We start from the raw sequence: 22,242 nt of genomic DNA, 5'->3' as shown, positions 1-22,242 counted from the left end.
ATTACGATTTATTATTTGCCAGGCAAAGATACACGAAATAAGTTGATTTAAAAAACAGCAATATGTTTTTAAAGTGTAAAAAGCTAAAAATAAAAAAGGCGAGTTGCCCTGCCTTAAAATCTACAAAGGAAATGTTTATGCATAAAAAAGCCTCCTGATTTGTGGACAAGAGGCAACCCAAATGTTTTCACAACGGAATAATCCTTATTGTGATTTGCTTTCGAAACAAATATAGAATTAATTTTTAACATGGAGAATACGGGAAACCGTAATCTTTAAATATTTTTAATTTCTATTTTTAAGGAAATCTGAATTAACATGAAAAAAATTTTAGGATTAGATTTAGGAACTAATAGCATCGGTTGGGCGTTGGTTCAACAATATTTTGACAATAAACAGGGCGAAATTCTTGGGATGGGAAGCAGAGTTATTCCGATGGCGCAAGATATTTTAGGAGATTTTGGAAAAGGAAACTCCGTTTCTCAAACTGCTGAACGTACAGGATATAGAAGCGTGAGAAGATTGCGTGAAAGATTTCTTTTAAGAAGGGAAAGATTGCAGAGGATTTTAAATGTTTTGGATTTTCTTCCAAAACATTATGCTTCGCAAATTGATTTTGAAAAACGGCTGGGCAAGTTTTTAGATGAAACAGAACCGAAATTGGCGTACAATAATGAAGGGTTTGTTTTCAAAATTTCATTCAATGAAATGTTGGAAGATTGTAAAGAGCATCAACCACAAATCCTGAAAAATGATAAAGGAGAGGAAAAGTTAGTGCCATACGACTGGACAATTTATTATCTCCGCAAAAAAGCACTAAGTGAGCGAATTGACAAGGAAGAACTGGCCTGGATACTTTTGAATTTTAATCAAAAGCGTGGCTATTATCAACTGCGTGGTGAAGAGGAAGAAGAAAACCCAAATAAATTGTTGGAGTTTTATTCCTTAAAGGTTGTTGATGTTTTGGCCGATGAACCTCAAAAAGGCAAGTCAGATATTTGGTATTCGTTGGTTTTGGAAAATGGCTGGATTTACAGGCGTTCAAGCAAAATACCTTTATTTGATTGGAAAGGTAAAACAAAGGATTTTATTGTTACTACAGACTTGAATGATGACGGTTCGGAAAAGAGAGATAAAGAAGGTAATGTAAAGCGCAGTTTCAGAGCGCCTGCTGAAACTGACTGGACACTGGTAAAAAAGAAAACTGAACAGGAAATTGATCATTCTCAAAAAACTGTAGGCACCTATATCTATGACACCTTACTTCAAAATCCGAAACAAAAAATAAAAGGCAAACTCGTTCGTACTATCGAACGGAAATTTTACAAGCAGGAGCTCAAACAGATTTTAGAAAAGCAAAAAGAGTTTCATCCTGAATTACAAAATGAAGATTTGTATAATGATTGTGTGCGTGAACTATACCGTAATAACGAAGCACATCAATTAACGCTGAGTAAAAAAGATTTCGTTCATCTTTTTGTGGAGGATATTATTTTTTATCAGCGACCATTGAGAAGCCAAAAATCGTCCATTTCCAATTGCACTTTGGAGTTTAGAAAATACAAAGATGGTGACGGCGTGGAGCATACGCAGTACCTAAAGGCTATTCCTAAGTCCAATCCCTATTATCAGGAATTCCGCATCTGGCAATGGTTGTACAATTTAAACATCTACAAAAAGGATGATGATACTACCAACCTTACCAACGAATTTTTAAATACGACTGAAGACTTTGAAAACTTGTTTACGTTCTTAAATAGCAGAAAAGAAATAGAGCAAAAACCTTTGCTTAAATTTTTGTTGGAACAAAAAGGGCATAAAGGAAAACTGCTGAATGCTGAAGTTGAAAAATACCGTTGGAATTATGTTGAGGATAAAAAGTATCCTTGCAACGAAACCAAAACAATGATTTCATCAAGGTTAGATAAAGTAGAAAACATTAATGATGATTTTTTGACGAGAGAAATAGAACAGAAAATCTGGCACATCATCTATTCTGTAAATGATAAAACAGAATATGAAAAAGCATTAAAATCCTTTGCCACTAAAAACAATTTGAATGAGAATTCTTTCTTCGAAGCGTTCAAAAAATTTCCACCGTTCAAAAGTGAGTATGGTTCTTTTTCAGAAAAAGCGATTAAAAAATTATTGCCTTTGATGAGGTTGGGAAAATACTGGAACTATGATGCCATTAATGAACAATCGAAAGACCGCATTCAAAAAATTATTACCGGAGAGTACGATGAAAACATTAAGGACAAGGTAAGAGATAAAGCCATCAATCTTACAAGTGAAAATCATTTTCAAGGATTGCAATTGTGGCTGGCACAGTATATTGTTTACGGTCGACATTCGGAAGCCGCAATAACCGGCAAATGGAATAGTGCCGATGATTTGGAAGCATTCTTAAAAGACTTTAAGCAACATTCACTTCATAACCCGATAGTGGAACAGGTAATAACTGAAACGCTTCGTGTCGTAAAAGACATTTGGATAAAATATGGAAATGGCGCCAAAGATTTTTTTGACGAGATCCATATTGAGTTGGGGCGTGAGATGAAGCTAACAAAAGATGAAAGAGAAAGTGCTACGAAAAGAATGAGCGAAAATGAAAATACCAATTTACGCATAAAAGCTTTATTGGCTGAAATGTTAAATGATACAACGGTGGAAAATGTACTTCCGGTCTCGCCAATGCAGCAAGAGATATTGAAAGTATATGAGGATGGCGTTTTAAATTCTGATATACAAATTGAAGATGATATTTTAAAGATTAGTAAAACGGCACAACCCTCATCATCCGATTTGAAGCGGTATAAACTTTGGCTGGAGCAAAAATATCGTTCGCCTTACACAGGTGAAATCATACCGCTCAACAGATTGTTTACGCCTGAATATGAAATTGAACATATTATCCCACAGAGCCGATATTTTGATGATAGCTTTAGCAACAAAATCATCTGCGAAGCAGCCGTAAACAAATTGAAAGACAACTTCATCGGTTTGGCTTTTATTAAAAAGTTTGGAGGTTCTGTTGTAGAATGTGGAATGGGGAAAAAGGTTACAATATTAAAACAAGAAGCTTATGAAGATTTTGTAAAACAGCATTACGCCAAGAACCGCGGTAAACGAAATAAGTTAATGCTGGATGAAATTCCTGAAAAAATGATTGAGCGACAATTGAATGATACCCGCCATATCAGTAAATACATTTCGGGTGTATTGTCAAACATTGTTCGTGTAGAAGACGGTTCCGACGAAGGGGTAAACTCTAAAAATATTGTACCCGGAAATGGTAAAATAACTTCTCAACTTAAGCAAGACTGGGGCTTGAATGATGTGTGGAATGACTTGATTTTGCCTAGATTTGAACGCCTAAACCAACTGACCAATGCTACACACTTCACCGCCTGGAATGAAAATCATCAGAAGTTTCTGCCAACAGTTCCGATTGAATTGTCCAAAGGATTTTCAAAGAAAAGAATTGACCATCGTCACCATGCTTTGGATGCTTTAGTGATTGCCTGCGCTACCAAAGATCATGTGAATTTGCTCAACAACCAATCTGCAAAATCGGATACCAAGCGCTATGATTTGAAACGCAAGCTGATGCAGTTTGAAAAAGCCGTGTATAATCACCCTCAATCAGGTGAAAGAATTGAAAGAGATATACCAAAGCAATTTTTAAAGCCTTGGAGCAGCTTTACCATTGATGCAAAAAATAATCTTGAAAAAATTATTGTAAGCTTTAAACAGAACCTGAGAGTAATCAATAAAGCCACAAACTACTATGAAAGCTATCATGATGAGAATGGGAACTTGAGAATTGGAGGAGATGGCAAACCTAAGAAGGAAATCATCCCTCAAAAAAATGCAGGATGGGCAATACGAAAGACCTTACACGAACAAACTATTTCGGGTAAAATAGATTTGCCTTGGCTAAAAGTAGATAAAGGTAATTTTATTACAGCAACTCGCAAAAGTCTGGACAATACTTTTACTATGGAGAAAATATCAAAAATTACAGATACAGGGATTCAAAAAATATTGAACAGACACTTAGTAAACTGTGATAACAACCCGGATATTGCTTTTTCTCCTGAAGGAATCGAGGATATGAATAAAAATATTATCGCTTTGAATAAAGGAAAATACCATCAGCCAATCCTTAAAGTAAGAATGTATGAAGTAGGTAATGGTAGATTTTCTTTAGGCGAAAAAGGCTGTAAACATAAAAAATTTGTACAAGGCTCTCCTAATTTGTTTTATGCGGTTGTATTGGGAAGCGATAATAAAAGAAAATTTTCTTCAGTTCCATTTGATGAAATTGTTGAGCATTTAAAGTGGAGAGCGACTTTGACGCAAGAAGAACAGAAAAATATCTTAAAAATACCTAAAGCTTGGCTAGATGGGCAATTTGTATTTTCACTTTCTCCGAACGACTTAGTATATATTCCAACCCACGAGGAGATTGAAAATGAAAGTAGCATTGAATTTGGAAATTTGTCTATTAGTCAAATTAAGCGTTTGTATAACGTGAATGATTTTTCATCTACTTGTTATTTTTACCCTAATACACTTGCAAAGGCAATCTTTGCAAAAGAGGTGGATATGAAATACGATGCAAAGAAAAACAAACTAACAGGTTCTTACGACACAAAAACTGCAAGCTTAGACGGAAAGCAAATTAAGGATGTTTGCATCAAACTAAAAGTTGACCGTTTAGGCTATATTTCAGAAGCATAAGCTATGATTAAACGTACACTCCACTTCGGCAACCCTGCTTATCTCAATCTAAAAGACAAACAATTGCAAATTGATTTGCCACATTTAAAGCTACTCGGTGAAAAAGAAAGTAAAAAATATGTCCCTATAGAAGATATTGGTATAATCATCTTAGATCATCAGCAGATTACCATTACACACTCCTGCATGGCAGCCCTGTTAGGCAATAATGCTGCCATTATAATCTGCAACAACACCCATCATCCAACAGGTATGTTTTTACCCCTAGATGGTGGTCATACTCAAAGCGAACGATTTCGTTACCAAATTGATGCTTCGCAACCTCTGAAAAAGAATTTATGGCAACAAACCATACAATACAAAATACTTAATCAAGCTGCGGTGCTAGCTAAAAGAGGTATTGCTTTCGAAAACCTGATACATTGGGCAAAATCGGTGCGTTCTGGTGATCCTGACAATTTTGAAGGTAGAGCGGCTGCCTATTATTGGAAAAATATTTTTCCTAAAAAAATCGATTTTTTTAGAGGTAGAGAAGGCGATCCTCCGAATAACTTGCTGAATTATGGGTATGCCATTTTAAGGGCAATTGTTGCCCGTGGATTGGTTTCATCTGGCCTACTCCCTACGCTCGGCATTCATCATAGAAATAAATATAATGCTTACTGTTTAGCTGATGACATTATGGAACCCTATCGTCCTTATGTAGACGAAATAGTATTAAAAATTATTGATGAAGGTTTGAATTTTTTAGAACTTGGAACAGAAATTAAAAGCAGGCTGCTAGGAATTGCCACTGTAGATGTGCAAATGGAACGAGGCACCAGTCCATTAATGGTTGGGCTGCAGCAAACCACCTCATCTTTAGCCAAATGCTATGAAGGTGTATTACGAAAAATTGTATATCCGCAGATGATGGAATTTGAAAAACGGCTAGTTCATCGTGATAAGACATCAATTCATGCAATAAACCAAGTTGCAGAAGATCAAGGATTCTACGATAAAAAATTAGACGATGAGCAGAATTTACCTTTTTAGGTTATGCGTTTTAACCAATATCGAATTTTGTGGGTATTAGTTTTCTTTGATTTACCTACCGAAACCAAAAAAGAGCGGCAGATTTATACCCGCTTTAGGAAGGAGCTGCAACGGGACGGCTTTAGCATGTTTCAATTTTCTATTTATTTGCGTCATTGCAGCAGTAGAGAGAATGCAGATGTCCATATTCGAAGGGTAAAAAATCTATTACCATCAAAAGGGCATATTGGCATTATGACAGTAACCGATAAACAATTTGGTGCAATGGAACTATTTTACGGCAAGGCAGAGAAAGCATTGCCCGATACACCGCAGCAGCTGGAGTTATTTTAGCAGAAATATTTTTTCTTAGTAGAACTTAATCCAGTGGCAATAAAACCACCGGATTTTTTAATTCTAATTTTCCCTGTAACTATTTGATAATGAATTTCTTGAACTATGCTATGTTGTTGTAAATATCAGTAGTTCAAAGAATGAAAGCAAATCACAACTCTTCGACAAGTATACCTCTTTCTTTTAAAGTTGTTGTAAATATCAGTAGTTCAAAGAATGAAAGCAAATCACAACTATGACCAAAACGGGGAAATCTATAATGAGTTGTTGTAAATATCAGTAGTTCAAAGAATGAAAGCAAATCACAACTTCTTTGGGTCAGGCTATTGGCGATGCGGTGTTGTTGTAAATATCAGTAGTTCAAAGAATGAAAGCAAATCACAACGGGGCAAATGGCACGGTTTGGAAAATGTTGGTTGTTGTAAATATCAGTAGTTCAAAGAATGAAAGCAAATCACAACTTTCGGCAACCAGTAGCCTTTAAAATCGCGGTTGTTGTAAATATCAGTAGTTCAAAGAATGAAAGCAAATCACAACTCTGATTTAGATATGAGCATAGCCGCTACAGTTGTTGTAAATATCAGTAGTTCAAAGAATGAAAGCAAATCACAACTTGCTCCACCAAATTCATTACCTCGGCGGGTTGTTGTAAATATCAGTAGTTCAAAGAATGAAAGCAAATCACAACGGGCTTCAATATTGTATTTACCGCGAAAGAGTTGTTGTAAATATCAGTAGTTCAAAGAATGAAAGCAAATCACAACTCAATAATTAATCAAAGTGTCAAGTAACGGTTGTTGTAAATATCAGTAGTTCAAAGAATGAAAGCAAATCACAACTACATAAGAATTATTGCTTCGTTTTCGTTGGTTGTTGTAAATATCAGTAGTTCAAAGAATGAAAGCAAATCACAACTTTGATGTAGTTTTCTCTAACTTCTCCACCGTTGTTGTAAATATCAGTAGTTCAAAGAATGAAAGCAAATCACAACGCTATAAGTTCGATATCTTCGGCGGTGTACGTTGTTGTAAATATCAGTAGTTCAAAGAATGAAAGCAAATCACAACACTATGCCTATGTTGCTGGCGAAGTCTTGGTTGTTGTAAATATCAGTAGTTCAAAGAATGAAAGCAAATCACAACAATCCAAATAATAGATTTAAAAACATATCCGTTGTTGTAAATATCAGTAGTTCAAAGAATGAAAGCAAATCACAACGCTGGCCAGGCAACGGAAACAGAAGTTTTAGTTGTTGTAAATATCAGTAGTTCAAAGAATGAAAGCAAATCACAACAAGATCAGGAGTTGATCATTGAAATAGGTGTTGTTGTAAATATCAGTAGTTCAAAGAATGAAAGCAAATCACAACTTCTTTTAACGAGCTTATAATCAAAGCCACGTTGTTGTAAATATCAGTAGTTCAAAGAATGAAAGCAAATCACAACGGCTTCAACAGCCTCATTTATCCAAAAGATGTTGTTGTAAATATCAGTAGTTCAAAGAATGAAAGCAAATCACAACATACAAGGCTAAAGGAATTATTTTTTGTGTGTTGTTGTAAATATCAGTAGTTCAAAGAATGAAAGCAAATCACAACGAGATGACTACTACTGATGGAACCGTTTTAGTTGTTGTAAATATCAGTAGTTCAAAGAATGAAAGCAAATCACAACGCACCAACGTCGGGATATAGCAATACGGTTGTTGTTGTAAATATCAGTAGTTCAAAGAATGAAAGCAAATCACAACATACATGGAGTTTAAGAAACGCTAAAGATAGTTGTTGTAAATATCAGTAGTTCAAAGAATGAAAGCAAATCACAACTAAATATGCGGCGCAAATTCAGGATTTGGGGTTGTTGTAAATATCAGTAGTTCAAAGAATGAAAGCAAATCACAACCAGATTCCGAATGATGTGAAGAATATGTAGGTTGTTGTAAATATCAGTAGTTCAAAGAATGAAAGCAAATCACAACGGGTTTCCTTAGATGCCCATTGCTCGTTTAGTTGTTGTAAATATCAGTAGTTCAAAGAATGAAAGCAAATCACAACATCCTGTGAGTTGGCGTGAACGTAAACCATGTTGTTGTAAATATCAGTAGTTCAAAGAATGAAAGCAAATCACAACATCTTCTATACTCATTCCTAAGTCTAGTTGTTGTTGTAAATATCAGTAGTTCAAAGAATGAAAGCAAATCACAACAATACATACAAGTGGCATTTGTATTCTGACGTTGTTGTAAATATCAGTAGTTCAAAGAATGAAAGCAAATCACAACAATGGATAATATTTTCTTGTGCATTAAACGTTGTTGTAAATATCAGTAGTTCAAAGAATGAAAGCAAATCACAACTGCTTGAGGCAGACTCTCCACTTCCCTTAGGTTGTTGTAAATATCAGTAGTTCAAAGAATGAAAGCAAATCACAACTAGAAGTAAACGACTTAGGCATCTCTCGTTGTTGTTGTAAATATCAGTAGTTCAAAGAATGAAAGCAAATCACAACGTGATTTGAAAGCTTTAAATTCAGCTTCTGTGTTGTTGTAAATATCAGTAGTTCAAAGAATGAAAGCAAATCACAACGTAGAAGCCATGTTGAACTTGTTTTTCAAAGTTGTTGTAAATATCAGTAGTTCAAAGAATGAAAGCAAATCACAACTACAATGGATAAAGTAACAACTATATCAATGTTGTTGTAAATATCAGTAGTTCAAAGAATGAAAGCAAATCACAACTTCTGCTTCTTCTTTGTCTTCATCCTTAGCGTTGTTGTAAATATCAGTAGTTCAAAGAATGCAAGCAAATCACAACTACAAACGGAACTAAGGAGTTGTATAGCTTGTTGTTGTAAATATCAGTAGTTCAAAGAATGAAAGCAAATCACAACAGCGTTTCGAGGATTATAAAACAACAGTTTGTTGTTGTAAATATCAGTAGTTCAAAGAATGAAAGCAAATCACAACAGCTTTTGGTTTTGTCAATTTAAGTTCTTTGTTGTTGTAAATATCAATAGTTCAAAGAATGAAAGCAAATCACAACGCTTTCGGCATTGTTATTCTGTCCGTTCCGGTTGTTGTAAATATCAGTAGTTCAAAGAATGAAAGCAAATCACAACATAATTCCGTAAACAAATTCTACTATACGCGTTGTTGTAAATATCAGTAGTTCAAAGAATGAAAGCAAATCACAACCTTTGGAAGTGAGATTGTGGAAATCGATCTGTTGTTGTAAATATCAGTAGTTCAAAGAATGAAAGCAAATCACAACTGCTTTCATGATGATTGCTGTAGCATAGCTGTTGTTGTAAATATCAGTAGTTCAAAGAATGAAAGCAAATCACAACCCGAATACTAACGGTAGTGCTGCGCCTAAAGTTGTTGTAAATATCAGTAGTTCAAAGAATGAAAGCAAATCACAACTTTCCTTATCAACCATTCCCTCGCCGATAAGTTGTTGTAAATATCAGTAGTTCAAAGAATGAAAGCAAATCACAACAATTGAACTAAGGCTATTTGGGCTTAAGTGTTGTTGTAAATATCAGTAGTTCAAAGAATGAAAGCAAATCACAACTACACCTTTGGTATGGGTAATTGCAATTGCGTTGTTGTAAATATCAGTAGTTCAAAGAATGAAAGCAAATCACAACTGTATCCTGTAACGTTTCCTGATTCCTGAAGTTGTTGTAAATATCAGTAGTTCAAAGAATGAAAGCAAATCACAACTAATTACAATGATGGCAATGCCGCCACTATGTTGTTGTAAATGTCAGTAGTTCAAAGAGTGAAAGCAAATCACAACTGGTACACCGTACATAATACAGCATGCAGCGTTGTTGTAAATATCAGTAGTTCAAAGAATGAAAGCAAATCACAACCATTAATCTTTATTTAATTTGAAATTCAAGAAAAGGCGCACATTATATATTATGAATAATTTCTATTTTAGATTTTTTTACACAAATTCAAACGCCTTTAGATTTAAACTTTTATTTTGACAAGAAAAGATCTACAACAGAAAACTAAAATAATGATTACAGAAAACACATACTTCGAAGGCAATGTAAAATCTTTAGGTTATGAAACCACAGATGGAAAGTCAACAATTGGCATCATCAATCCTGGGGAATATAAATTTGGTACGGCACAGCTGGAGATCATGCATGTGATCGAGGGTGAATTGTTGGTGCTACTTCCTGAAACTGAAAACTGGATTACGGTTACTGCTGGCGATCATTTTACAGTACCTGCGAATGCGTCTTTCAGCGTTAAAGCAGAAACACAAACAGCGTATCTTTGCCAATACCGATAACAAAAAAGGAGCAGATTAAATCTCTGCTCCTTAATAATACGCTTTTTGCATCAGTCATTCACAAGTTTGCCAACTGTTACTTGCCAACTAAATTGATAATTGCCAACTAGAACTGCGAACTGAAAAGATGCTATTTCTTGCCTACCACCACTTCGGTAAAATCTTCAGTGGTTAAATATTTGTTAGCCAAATCTCTTATTTCTTCTGCAGTTATACTTTTTACTTTGTTAATGTAACGATCATAATAATCATAATCGAGGCCAAAAAAGTGAAGGTTTTTAAATTTATCAGCATGCGAAAAAATATTCTCTAAACTACCGAGCATCGAACCAAGCATATAGTTTTTAACCAGTGTCAACTCTTCTTCGCCAACCAAGTCGGTTTTTAATAATTCTATTTCGTTGTAAATTTCAATAAGTGCATCTGCACAAACCTCGGCACCTACTTCTGTTGCAATAAATAAGTAGCCGGCATCTTGCAGCGAAGAAATCCCAGATCCGATACCATAAGTGTAGCCTTTATCTTCTCTGATATTGTTCATCAGCCTTGAACCAAAATAGCCTCCCAAAACTGTATTCAAAATCTGTAATCCAGGAAAATCTTCATGTTTACGGTTCACCGCTATCTTTCCAATTCTAATGGCAGATTGAATAGCTTCTGCTCTTTCTTTGTAAACGGTTTGTTTATTTGAATCTTCAAATGTGAATTTATTTACAACAGCATCACTGCTTGCCCAATTATTTCCAAACTGCTGGTTCAGTAAATCTAAACTGTCTTCATCAAATTTACCTGAAACAATTATGGTACAATTGTTCGGAGTATATGCCGCTTTAAAATAATCAACAAGGTCTTCCCTTTTCAGTTCATCATAATGTTTAGCCTGAATATCAACCCCATAAGCAGTATGGCCGAATAGCGCATGCGCAAATTCTTTCCGGGATAAAATATCGTTTTTCTGAAGATTTACCTGTAATTTTTGTTTTTGATTTTGGATATAGAGATCAAGTTCATGCTGTGGAAACTGACTATCGCTCAATACATTTTTAACAATTGGTAAAACCGATGCAAGATGTTTATTCAAGCTATAAAGCGTTACGGTTGATTGGTCTTGCGCATATTCCGTTTGAAAAAATGCACCATAAAAATCAATCTGTTCTGCTATTTCTTTTGATGAGCGTTTGCTGGTCCCGTTATTCAGCATCGCACTCGCTGCAATGGCCTGCAAAGGTTTTTCCAGATTCCAGTTTACATTATTAAACAAAAATTCAATTCGAACTAAATCCTGCTCTCCCGAATACACAATATAAACAGGAACCCCGTTATCTAGTTTTTTATGCTGTGGCTGGATGAAATTTATTGTTGATACCTGCTTAAAATCAGGCGCTTGTTGTCTGTTAAGCATTTTCTTCAGTTAAATAATACAATGTAGATGACGATTCCTTTTTAAAGGTATCGTTCGAGATGCGTTTGATGTCTTCGGCGCTAACTTTCAAAAATTCGGCGGCTTCCTGGTTTAATAACGCTGCGTCGCCAAGCAATTCGTAGTAAGCCAGGTTCATTGCCTTATCCAACAAGCTCATTTCTGAAAATACCAACACCGATTCAACTTTATTTTTGACTTTGGTGAGTTCGTTATCTGATACCAATTCTGCCTTTAATTTATCAAGTTCAGCCCAAATTGCTTTTTCAGCCTGTTCTGTAGTTACACCTTCCACCAGTTTACCTTCAACGATAAATAATCCGGGATCCAAACTACTCGAGATATACGCATTGATATCACTGAATAGTTTCTGCTCTTTGAGTAAGCTGTTGTACAATCTGGAAGATTGACCTCTAGACATGATATCAGACAATAAATCAAAAGCATAGTAATCGGGATCTAAACGACCCGGCATTTTAAATGCGACATAAATTGCATTTAAAGGAACATTGGCTTTAACTGTTTCACGTCTTTCTTCAGTTTGAGGCGCTTCCTGGATTAAGTTACGCTCATACCTTTCGCCTGCGGGAATTGGTTCAAACCACTTTTCGGCAAGTTTTTTTACATCTTCAGTTTTCACGTTTCCGCCAACTACCAGAATTGCATTTTGTGGCGTGTAGTGCTTTTTAAAAAAGGCTTTCACATCTTCCATCGTGGCATGCTCAATATGCGAAAGTTCTTTGCCAATGGTTGCCCAACGGTATGAATGCTCTTTGTAAGCCAACGGGCGCAGTTTTAACCAAACATCGCCGTAAGGCTGGTTCAAATACCTTTGTTTAAATTCTTCACTCACTACATTACGCTGCGTTTCCAAACTTTTTTCAGAGAAAGCCAGACTCAACATCCGGTCGCTTTCTAACCAAAAGGCGGTTTCTATATTTTCGGCAGGTAAGGTTATGTAATAATTTGTAATATCGTTGCTCGTAAAGGCATTGTTTTCTCCTCCTACCCTTTGCAAAGGCTCATCGTAACTTGGAATGTTGATGGAACCTCCGAACATTAAATGCTCAAATAAATGCGCAAAACCGGTTTTTTCCGGGTTTTCATCACGAGCACCTACATCATATAAAATATTTAAAACTGCCATTGGCGTAGTTGGATCTTCATGAACCAAAACCTTTAATCCATTGGCAAGCGTAAAACGATTAAAATCTACCATATAATTTTTTAGAACCGTAAAGATATACTTTTAGGGTAAAATGTTGGATGGAAAATGTAAGATGGAAGACACAAAAAAGATGGGATTGAAAATACTTTAATTTGATCGCCAATTGTTTGACTAAACACTGACGACTTTAGACTTTGGACTTAGGACTTTTAACTATCTTTGTGCTATGAATACAGCCGATTTACTGCAACGGGCACTACATTTCGATTTTTTAAGCCTTGAAGAAGGTGTACATTTATACCACCATGCGGATACTGCATCGTTGATGTTTGTAGCCAATGAGTTAAGGAAAATCCAGGTGCCGAGTGGTAAAGTAACATGGCAAATAGATCGCAATGTAAATACCACTAACGTTTGCATTGCCAATTGCAAATTCTGCAATTTCTTCCGCAGGCCTGGCCACGACGAAAGTTATATTACTGATATTGAAACTTATAAGGTTAAAATTGAAGAAACCTTCCGTTTAGGTGGCGATCAGTTATTGTTGCAAGGCGGGCATCATCCCGATTTGGGTTTAAATTTTTATGCTGATCTATTCAGGAAACTGAAAGAATTATATCCTGATTTAAAGCTCCATGCATTAGGTCCGCCGGAAATTGCACACGTTGCAAAACTGGAAGGTATTTCGCACACTGAAGTTTTACAAACCTTAAAAGATGCCGGCATGGATTCACTTCCAGGAGCTGGAGCTGAAATATTAAATGATCGTGTTCGTCGCTTAATTTCTAAAGGAAAATGTGGCGGACAAGAGTGGCTTGATGTAATGAGGGCTTGTCATCAATTGGATATTACTACATCGGCAACCATGATGTTTGGACACGTTGAAACCATTGAAGAGCGTTTTGAACACTTGGTTTGGATTCGCCAGGTACAAAGTGAAAAACCTGCTGACGCAAATGGCTTCCTGGCATTTATTCCATGGCCTTTTCAGGATGATGGCACACTATTAAAACGCTTACGAGGCATAAGTAACACAGTAACTGCTGATGAATACATCCGAATGATTGCTTTAAGCAGAATCATGTTACCAAACGTTAAAAACATTCAGGCAAGTTGGCTAACAGTTGGTAAAACAACTGCTCAGCTTTGTTTACATGCAGGCGCTAATGATTTCGGATCAATTATGATTGAGGAAAATGTAGTTTCAGCAGCGGGTGCACCACACCGTTTCACAGCCAATGGAATTCAACAATCTATCAGGGCTGCTGGCTTTGAACCTCAGTTGCGTGGTCAGAAATATAATTATAGAGACTTACCAGAACACTTAGAAGAACAGGTTATTACCTATTAAAAAAAATTCTCCCTTTAAATTCATCCCATTAATTTATTTCCTTCGGGATATTGATCTTTTTTGGGCATGAAAAAATATCCAAAGCAAATTATAATATGTTCTGCGTTATGCGCATTCATCGTATTTATGTGTTTTTACTGGGGCTACAAAATACCTCAAAAAGATAAGCATCAAGATTGGCCGGAATATCCAAATCATTCCAACAAAGATTTAGTAATACAGTTAGACAAAAAGGAAATTTTAAATTTTGCAACAATTCCTAAAAGTGATTTACTGTTGATTTACTATAAAAATCCTGATTCAGCAAACAATACATATGGGGTAATGAGCAGAAATGGCAAACTGGTTATTGATCTTGGTTATTATACAACGATTTACATTGATGAATATCATAACCGTTTAATTGCAGAGAATTCCAACAGTCGCGATTCATCGATATTTACAGCTTATGATGCTAAAACATTTAAACGCATCCCTGCCCGATCAAGGAATGTAAAAATAGATCAAAGCTTCGATAGTTTTTCAAAAACAGAGCGTGGGGTAAAAACGGATATTATGGGTGTTAAGCAAACACAAATCGAATTAAAACCTGGTGAAACCGAGGCCCTTTTTAAGGAAAAGTATACAAAACTTGCAAATATTCTAAATGGACTTCATGAATTATATCCATTTGATGATGATCAACAAGGTGGCTATAGAAATTCATCATACGTAAAAACAGATCAAGATGGGGTAATTTATAAAATCGATTATTCTGATAAAGAAAGTATAGAAATGTTGTGTAGAAACTTTTTCGATGATGTGTTTAGGGATGATAAGAGTAAACCAACTAAAGCCAATCATATATCTACACCCGATAGTAGCATTATTGTTGCCAATACTTTTGATTCTGGTTTTGGCATTTACACACGTGGGAGTGCTGGAAGTGGAGGCGGCAGTGGCCCGCTTTTAGATCCAAAATTTGAGCAGACTTATCTTGATTATTTCCAACTGAGATTACATAAATTAAAAACCTTTTTTAAGCAGGACAACAGAAAAGGTCATACTGCAGTGTATAGTGTTGAACTTAATGAGCCTAAAAGTGACAATGATACATTGGTGTTTCTAACAGAAAGTCGCCTTTATTACTTATATAAAGTGAGTAAGAAAAAATAGTGAAGCATCTGGTATACACCTCTGATATTTTTATTTGCCTTGCCAACTAAACCTGATTGCAGCAGAAATACTTTTAATGGCATTTTTAAAGTTACTAACTCTATCTGCTTCTAGTCAATTAGAGTTAGTAACTTTGCCAGTAAAAGATTGAAGCGCAAAGCAGGACGAACATAAATTGAAAAACAGAACCCTGATTTTCCAATTAAAAAAGAGGTAAACTCTAATCTTAAAATCCCTAAATCTTAAAAAATCCTGGTCAAAAATAAAGGGAAACAGAACCCTGTTCTGCCTCCCTACCTTAAACTAAACATTACCTAATCAATAATGTAAATTCTTTTTGGCTTATGTTAATTTCGAACCCGTTCTGATGAACAAGTTTGCAATTGTTTTCACTTCAGCACCAGTTAAAAACTCATCGAATGATTCTGCTGCTGCTGCTCTTGTTACTGCAGTTCCATTGATTCCAGTGATTTCGATGTTTGCCTGAATCGTGTTGTTTTCACGAGCATAAACCGGATCAACCTGAGAAACACCAGTATCGTTTGATACACCGTTAGCACCTAAACCAACCCATGGTTTCAACGGAACATTTAAAAATGCTGCCGTCATCTGGCGTAAGTGAGAAGCATGACGAGCCTCAACTGAGTGAATTTGCAATGCAGTAGTCAATACTGGCATACCTTTTAATATTGGCGCCTGACCTTTGTAAGCCCTAACACCTGTATCTTCGAATGCTGTAGCTACCTTTAAGAATGTTCCATAATTAGTGAAAACATCTCCGAAAGTTCCACCTGCTGTAAAATCAAAGTTAGCCTCTGCTAATACAATTGGCGTACCACCAGCACCAGTAATTGCGCTTCTTAACAGGTTTACGTGAGCCATCTCATGCGTACGGATCGTTGTAATTGCAGTTGTAGCAGCACCTGAGGGAATTAAGCCAGTGCTTAAAAGTGCCCTGTTGTAAAAGTTATATTCTAAATGCTCTAAAGCCAACGCGAAGTTTAATACTTCAGTCACGTTTGCCGGATTTGATTGTCCGTAAGCTTTTTGGAACATAGAACCTAAAGCCAATGGTAAAGCTGCCAAAGAAATTTTCTTTCCAACGTTGAAGAAACTCTTCATTGCTGCTCTACGTGGATTTAATCTTTCATAGATCTCTCCATCAACTTTTTCAATTTCGTCTAATATATTTATGATATTCATGATTTCTGAGTTTAAGATTATAGGTTTACAACGTTAATTTTTGTTTTGATGAATGGCGCAGCCAATGGCAACACTTTATCTGGTGTTAAAGCACCATCTAATCCATTTGCATCTACAGCACCAAATGCAGTTAGTGTACCTAAATCAGCAAATGTTCCGTTTGAAATCTGATCTCTAACGTATGCTGCGTGACGTGCTTCAACAGAAACAATCTGACCAGCCAATACTAAATACGCTGTTTCTTTTAATCTTACACCAGCACCATTGTAAGCCGCTACTCCTAAATCTTCGAATGTTTTTGCTGTAGCCAATACACTTGCACCACTGGTAAAATCTACTGAAGAGAAGTTAACCTCTAAACTACCAATTGCAGCTGTACCCAACGCTTTTTTGAAAAATTCTCTGTGTGCAATTTCGTGGAATTGTACATCCTGAAAATAAGCTTTTTGTGCGGTTGTGAAACCCGACGGGTTAGAGTTGGCAACCTGAATGTAAAATGCTGCTTCTAATTGCTCTAAAGCATAAGCATAATTTAATACACCAAAATCATCCTTGAAATCGAGTGTTGCACCAAGCATAGGATCGGTGTAATTACGATCTTTTCTACAGCCTGCAGCTACCAAAGCTAAAGCGGCTGCACTTGCACCAGCATACTGAAGGAAGGATCTCCTGCCTACTGTGCTTTTTAATAAACTTTCCTCTTGAAGTTCAGTTTTTGTTTCTAGTTCATTGTTTTTCATAGTAACTATGTTTAGGGTTTTTGTATGCGATTTGATGATACATACGTGACAATTATGAACCCGGTTTTTTTGTTTTTACATTTTTTTTTATTAATCGATTTTGATACATTCACAAACCTGTAACTATGACTGTATTAAAAGCCATTATTGTTGATGATGAGGAGTTTGCAAGATCATCATTGTTCTTTCTGCTCCAACAGAATTGTCCGGAAGTAGAAATTACGGGCATAGCAAGATCTGTGGCTGAAGCGAAAGATATTTTAGCCCACCATGCCATCGATTTAATTTTCCTGGATATTGCCATGCCTGGAGGAAATGGCTTTGATTTAATACCTGATGCGCAGAAGCATAACGCCGCCGTAATTTTTACCACAGCTTATGATCAATATGCCCTCAAAGCAATTAAAGCAAATGCGCTAGATTATTTATTAAAGCCTATAGATATCGATGAGCTTAAAATTGCTGTAGAAAAGGTTTCGCAACACATCAGGCTTTTTAAAAATCAAAATGGAAATGATGAGCGAATCAGCAATCTGGCTTCCAACCTGGCATCAAAATCAGAAATAAGAAAACTGACTTTACCTTATGGACAAGGTTTCAAGATGATCGATGTTGATGATATCATTTACATTGAGGCTGATAGTAATTATTCAATTGTTCACCTAAGTAACCAGGAAAAAATAACGGTTTCGAAAGTTTTACGAGAGTTTGAGGAGCTATTGCCTACAGAACAATTTGTTCGGGTACATAAATCGAACATCATCAATTTAAATCATTTGAAAGAATATAATTCTAAAAATGGTTTGCAGGTTTTTTTAAAAAATGGAGAAAGCATCAATATTTCCAGAAGAAGGGCAAGCGATTTCTTCGACAAAATAAAATCATTCACAAAAGCCGGCAGTGATCATTAATGTGATAAAACGATACGCCAAAGTAGCCTGTAGCGCTTCGCTCCTATCCACTGGGAAAAGCCTTTTCATTGCCTTTTTATTTGCGATACTTTTTTGTACAAATATACAGAGCGCTCAGGCGCAAATGACCTATTTGCCACACTACACTTCTAAAAACGGGCTTGCCAGCAACAACTGCTACTTCATCCTTCAAGATCAAAAAGGCTTTATCTGGATAGCAACCGATAATGGCATCAGTCGTTTTGACGGTACCAATTTTCAAAATTTTACAATTGAAGATGGTTTGCCCGATACGCAAATTCTTCAAATGAAAGAAGATCAGTTCGGACGCATTTGGTTTTTTGCGTTAAATGGCCAGCTGAGTTATTTGCAAGATGGAAAATTTTACAATCGTGATAACAGTGAGCTTTTAAAAAAACTTAGTTTTAATACCGTTATCGTTTCATTTTTGATGGATAAGCAAGGTAGAATCTGGCTGGGAACAAATTCTAATCTAATTGCTTGCTGGGATGGAAAAAGAATAAAAAAATACGTTTCGCCTAATCCTGAAGATAAATTCATCAACGCCTTCATCCACGAAGATGAACAGGGAAACATTTTCTCTTACAGTGATTTAAGTGTTCAAAAATTTAACGGAAACACTTTTTCCATCATAAAATCTGGTGTTCAACCGCTCTCTTACATGACTGCCACCAATACGGCTAACAAATCATTATTGTATTTGGATAAAGGTGGATTAAAAGAATTATCCAGCGGAAAAATCCACAACATCATTCCTATTCCACAAAACCTGATTAAAAATATGTCGGGTTATTTTTACTATGACAACCTTGCAAAAGAGGTATGGATTGCCAATGCAAATGGATCTTTTGCTTTAGACAAAAATGGAAAAACTGTTCAGTATTTGCAGGATATTCCGGTTAATCAGGTAATAAAAGACAATAACCAGAACATGTGGTTTGCTACCAATACCGGAATTTACATGTTACCAAACATAAACAACCGGCTTTCCATTATCGATGCGGAATCGGGTTTGAGTAGTAATGTTATTAAAAGCATCACTAAAGATGGTAAAAACCGCTTGTGGCTTGGAACTGATGATGCGGTGATTGATGTGCTAAGCATCAACAATTATCAGGTAAATGAAATTGGTTTAGATGATTTCAAAAAATACAAAACCATCAAACAGATTAATTTCGATTCGAGAAATCAATCGATTTATTTCTCTTCTGATTATGGAATGGGCGTTTTTAAAAATATTTACAACAGCATTAACGAAGTAAATTATTTGAAAGAAACGAACAATTCCATGTTTGTAATTAAACATTTTAGCGTTGATGAAAAGAGTAACAGGCTGGCATTGGCGCTTTCTTCTGGTGTTGTTTTCTTATCAGATCGGTTAAACGCTTTGGAGTTTAATTCGTTAAAATACCGGGAAAAGGAAGATTTCATTAAAGATCGCTCCTATCATGTTTTTTATGATCGGAATGGAACTTTGTGGTTCTCCAACATCAATGGTTTGTCGCAGTTTGCAAACGGGAAACTGATTAAACATTTTGAAAAACATCCACTGCTCACCAAAAGAATCAATGATATTCAGCAACTGGCAGATGGAACATTAATTTTAGCTACGGATGGTTATGGCCTTCTGTTTTATAAAAATAATCAAATCGCGAAACAAATTACGCAAAAGGATGGCTTAACTAATAACATCTGCACAAAGATCTTTGTAAAGAATAACGAGATTTGGGTATTGACAAACAAAGGAGTTAACAAAATTGCCGATTACCCTGCAAAACCAAGTGTGGCCAATTTTGATTATGGTAAAGATTTACTCAGTGACGATATAAACAGTTTATTTATTGATGATAGTACAGCTTATTTTGCTACAAACAAAGGTTTAATTCTATTCAAATATAACAACAAAAATATCAGTAGAAATTTGCCAAAAGTATATGTTACCTCCATCATAAAAGATAATGAACGGTTGCCGGTAAACCAGAAAAACTTCACTTTTGAAACCGGAAATAATACCATTTTATTCACCTTCAGCGCTGTTGATTTTACCACAAGCGACATTACCTATCGCTACCGATTAAATGAAAACTCTGCCTGGGTAGAAACCCGAACAAGGCGCCTCGATTTTTCTTCACTGCAATCTGGCGATTATATTTTTGAAGTTTCTGCAAAAAGCCAGAATGGAAATTGGGGTCCATCGGCAAAAATTTCCTTTTCTATTACCAAACACTTCTGGCAAAGCTTTTGGTTTTTATCCATTTTAATATTATTGGTTGCCTATATTTTCTATAAGGTTGCCGTTTACATCACCAGAAAGCAAAAAGACAAAGAACAAGAACAGCTCTTGCTTAAAAACAAGGTTTTGATGTTGGAGCAGCAAGCCTTGCAGGCCATGATGAATCCGCATTTTGTATTCAATGTGATGAATTCGATCCAGCATTACATCAACACACAGAATACGGCGTCAGCAAACCGTGTGTTAACAGGTTTTGCCCGTTTAATCAGGAAGAACCTGGAGATTTGCACCAAAAGCTATATCACACTGGAAGAGGAACTCGAATATTTAAATCTCTATCTTAAACTCGAAAAGAATCGTTTCGGAGAAAAGTTAAAATATTCTTTTGCTGTAGATGAAGAAATAGATAAAGAAGAGACTTTGATTCCATCGATGTTATTGCAACCCTACGTTGAAAACGCAATATGGCATGGCATTATGCCAAAGGAAACGGGCGGTGAAATTCAAATCAACATCAAAATTAAAGATAACGACTATTTGAATATCGAAATTATTGATGATGGCGTTGGTATTGAGAATTCGTTGAAAAATAAAAACGGCACACATATTAGCAAAGGAATGCAACTTACCAGAGAAAGATTGAACTTGCTTGGCCAGATTGCAGCAAAACCTATACACCTTAGCGTTAAACAAATGACTACCAATGGTACAATTGTGTCAATAGCTATACCCTTGAAATAGCATTTTTACCGTTTACTCAATTATTAATACCACTCACTAAATAGAAGTAACGCAGCACCTGGTTTAGCCTTAAACTTGTAATAGAAATAAACGATAGTGTTTATCAAAACGTTCTTATAGAATTGATATAGATATTTAATAACCTAACCTAAAACTATATCTTAATTCAGGTTTCATTTGTGTGTTGAAAGCGGTCTTGTTTTTTAAAAAGCGAGACCGCTTTTTTTATGTCCGAAAATTATATTTTTGTATATGCCCAAATTTGATGTTACCATGCACATTGAAGCCCTTATTTTCTCATCTGTTCAAAGTATAAGTGTTCAGGAAATGATACTGGCGCTAAACGCCGTTGCTGAAGAAGAATATCATGAAACACATGTTTTTGCGATCCTGGATTTAATCAAAGAAAAATATAGTGCCGATGAATTTGCTATTGAGTTGGTTAATTTAAACAACGGTTACCAGTTTTTAACCAAAAAAGAATATCACGCCACAGTTAATCAACTTCAATTACATCGATCAAAGAAAAAGTTGAGCCAGGCTGCGATGGAAACGTTGGCTATTATCGCTTACCGCCAGCCAATAACCAAGCTCGAAATTGAGCAAATAAGAGGTGTAAATTCCGATTATTCTGTGCAACGGTTACTGGAAAAAGAATTGATCAGCATTGATGGAAAAGCAGAAACACCAGGACGCCCTATCCTGTATAGCACCAGCAGTCTTTTCATGGATTATTTCGGTTTAAACCATTTAAATCAACTTCCACAGCTTAAAGATATCTCCAGAGAAGAGAATACGGTTGGAGAAAATATTGAATAGCACAAATTAATTTATTTGATTTCAGCTTGTTATTAAAAAAAGTTTTTTTGTATTTTT

Annotated in this window: 13 protein-coding genes and 1 CRISPR repeat array; of the genes, 9 read left to right on the top strand and 4 right to left on the bottom strand. The window is 35.7% G+C overall.

Annotated features, from left to right (window positions below):
- Nucleotides 1–318 precede the first annotated feature (318 nt).
- From cas9 to R2Q70_RS05725, 4 genes are all read left to right on the top strand, one after another.
- Nucleotides 319–4,746: a type II CRISPR RNA-guided endonuclease Cas9 gene (gene cas9 / locus R2Q70_RS05740; protein WP_316806687.1), complete on the top strand. Its 4,428-nt coding sequence runs from the start codon at nucleotides 319–321 to the stop codon at nucleotides 4,744–4,746.
- Between the two features lie 3 nt (nucleotides 4,747–4,749).
- Entirely contained in the window at nucleotides 4,750–5,781 is a 1,032-nt protein-coding gene (gene cas1 / locus R2Q70_RS05735; protein ID WP_316806686.1) for a type II CRISPR-associated endonuclease Cas1, read from the top strand.
- A gap of 3 nt (nucleotides 5,782–5,784) precedes the next feature.
- A complete protein-coding gene (cas2, locus tag R2Q70_RS05730) occupies nucleotides 5,785–6,114 on the top strand; it encodes a CRISPR-associated endonuclease Cas2 (RefSeq protein WP_316806685.1) in 330 nt (109 codons plus the stop codon).
- A gap of 112 nt (nucleotides 6,115–6,226) precedes the next feature.
- Nucleotides 6,227–9,989: a CRISPR direct-repeat array (repeat unit 46 nt; unit sequence GTTGTTGTAAATATCAGTAGTTCAAAGAATGAAAGCAAATCACAAC).
- Between the two features lie 152 nt (nucleotides 9,990–10,141).
- The gene (locus R2Q70_RS05725) at nucleotides 10,142–10,423 is read left to right on the top strand and encodes a pyrimidine/purine nucleoside phosphorylase (RefSeq protein WP_316806684.1); all 282 of its coding nucleotides are present in this window, start codon (nucleotides 10,142–10,144) and stop codon (nucleotides 10,421–10,423) included.
- Between the two features lie 130 nt (nucleotides 10,424–10,553).
- Here R2Q70_RS05725 and R2Q70_RS05720 read toward each other — a convergent pair whose 3' ends face one another.
- Together R2Q70_RS05720 and R2Q70_RS05715 are read right to left on the bottom strand one after the other, a co-directional pair.
- Complete coding sequence (locus tag R2Q70_RS05720; protein WP_316806683.1) at nucleotides 10,554–11,825, bottom strand: pitrilysin family protein; 1,272 nt, start codon at nucleotides 11,823–11,825, stop codon at nucleotides 10,554–10,556.
- The gene (locus tag R2Q70_RS05715; protein WP_316806682.1) at nucleotides 11,818–13,062 is read right to left on the bottom strand and encodes a pitrilysin family protein; all 1,245 of its coding nucleotides are present in this window, start codon (nucleotides 13,060–13,062) and stop codon (nucleotides 11,818–11,820) included. Before R2Q70_RS05715 ends, R2Q70_RS05720 begins: the two co-directional genes overlap by 8 nt.
- Before the next feature lie 175 nt (nucleotides 13,063–13,237).
- Between R2Q70_RS05715 and R2Q70_RS05710 the strand changes: the two genes are divergently transcribed.
- Nucleotides 13,238–14,362, top strand: coding sequence for a CofH family radical SAM protein (locus tag R2Q70_RS05710; protein WP_316806681.1), 1,125 nt, complete (start codon nucleotides 13,238–13,240; stop codon nucleotides 14,360–14,362).
- A 126-nt stretch (nucleotides 14,363–14,488) separates the two neighbouring features.
- Nucleotides 14,489–15,517, top strand: a complete 1,029-nt coding sequence (locus R2Q70_RS05705) for a hypothetical protein (protein WP_316806680.1) — start codon at nucleotides 14,489–14,491, stop codon at nucleotides 15,515–15,517.
- A 342-nt stretch (nucleotides 15,518–15,859) separates the two neighbouring features.
- On the opposite strand, the gene R2Q70_RS05700 is transcribed toward R2Q70_RS05705, so the two are convergent.
- Nucleotides 15,860–16,720, bottom strand: coding sequence for a ferritin-like domain-containing protein (locus tag R2Q70_RS05700; protein WP_316806679.1), 861 nt, complete (start codon nucleotides 16,718–16,720; stop codon nucleotides 15,860–15,862).
- Nucleotides 16,721–16,737: 17 nt separating this feature from the next.
- Nucleotides 16,738–17,460, bottom strand: a complete 723-nt coding sequence (locus R2Q70_RS05695) for a ferritin-like domain-containing protein (protein WP_316806678.1) — start codon at nucleotides 17,458–17,460, stop codon at nucleotides 16,738–16,740.
- 125 nt (nucleotides 17,461–17,585) lie between these two features.
- Here R2Q70_RS05695 and R2Q70_RS05690 point away from each other — a divergent pair, with 125 nt between their 5' ends.
- The 3 genes from R2Q70_RS05690 to scpB all read left to right on the top strand — a co-directional run bounded on the left by R2Q70_RS05690 (nucleotide 17,586) and on the right by scpB (nucleotide 22,185).
- Nucleotides 17,586–18,371, top strand: a complete 786-nt coding sequence (locus R2Q70_RS05690; RefSeq protein ID WP_316806677.1) for a LytTR family DNA-binding domain-containing protein — start codon at nucleotides 17,586–17,588, stop codon at nucleotides 18,369–18,371.
- A 1-nt stretch (nucleotide 18,372) separates the two neighbouring features.
- Complete coding sequence (locus R2Q70_RS05685) at nucleotides 18,373–21,366, top strand: two-component regulator propeller domain-containing protein (protein ID WP_316806676.1); 2,994 nt, start codon at nucleotides 18,373–18,375, stop codon at nucleotides 21,364–21,366.
- Nucleotides 21,367–21,618: 252 nt separating this feature from the next.
- Nucleotides 21,619–22,185 (top strand): SMC-Scp complex subunit ScpB, encoded by a 567-nt coding sequence (gene scpB, locus R2Q70_RS05680; RefSeq protein ID WP_316806675.1) that lies wholly within the window; start codon nucleotides 21,619–21,621, stop codon nucleotides 22,183–22,185.
- Nucleotides 22,186–22,242: the final 57 nt, after the last annotated feature.

This window comes from Pedobacter agri, assembly GCF_032678665.1.
GTDB classification, from domain to species: domain Bacteria; phylum Bacteroidota; class Bacteroidia; order Sphingobacteriales; family Sphingobacteriaceae; genus Pedobacter; species Pedobacter agri_A.
Note: the sequence above shows the minus strand (reverse complement) of the source record. Positions and strands in the feature narration are given on the sequence as shown.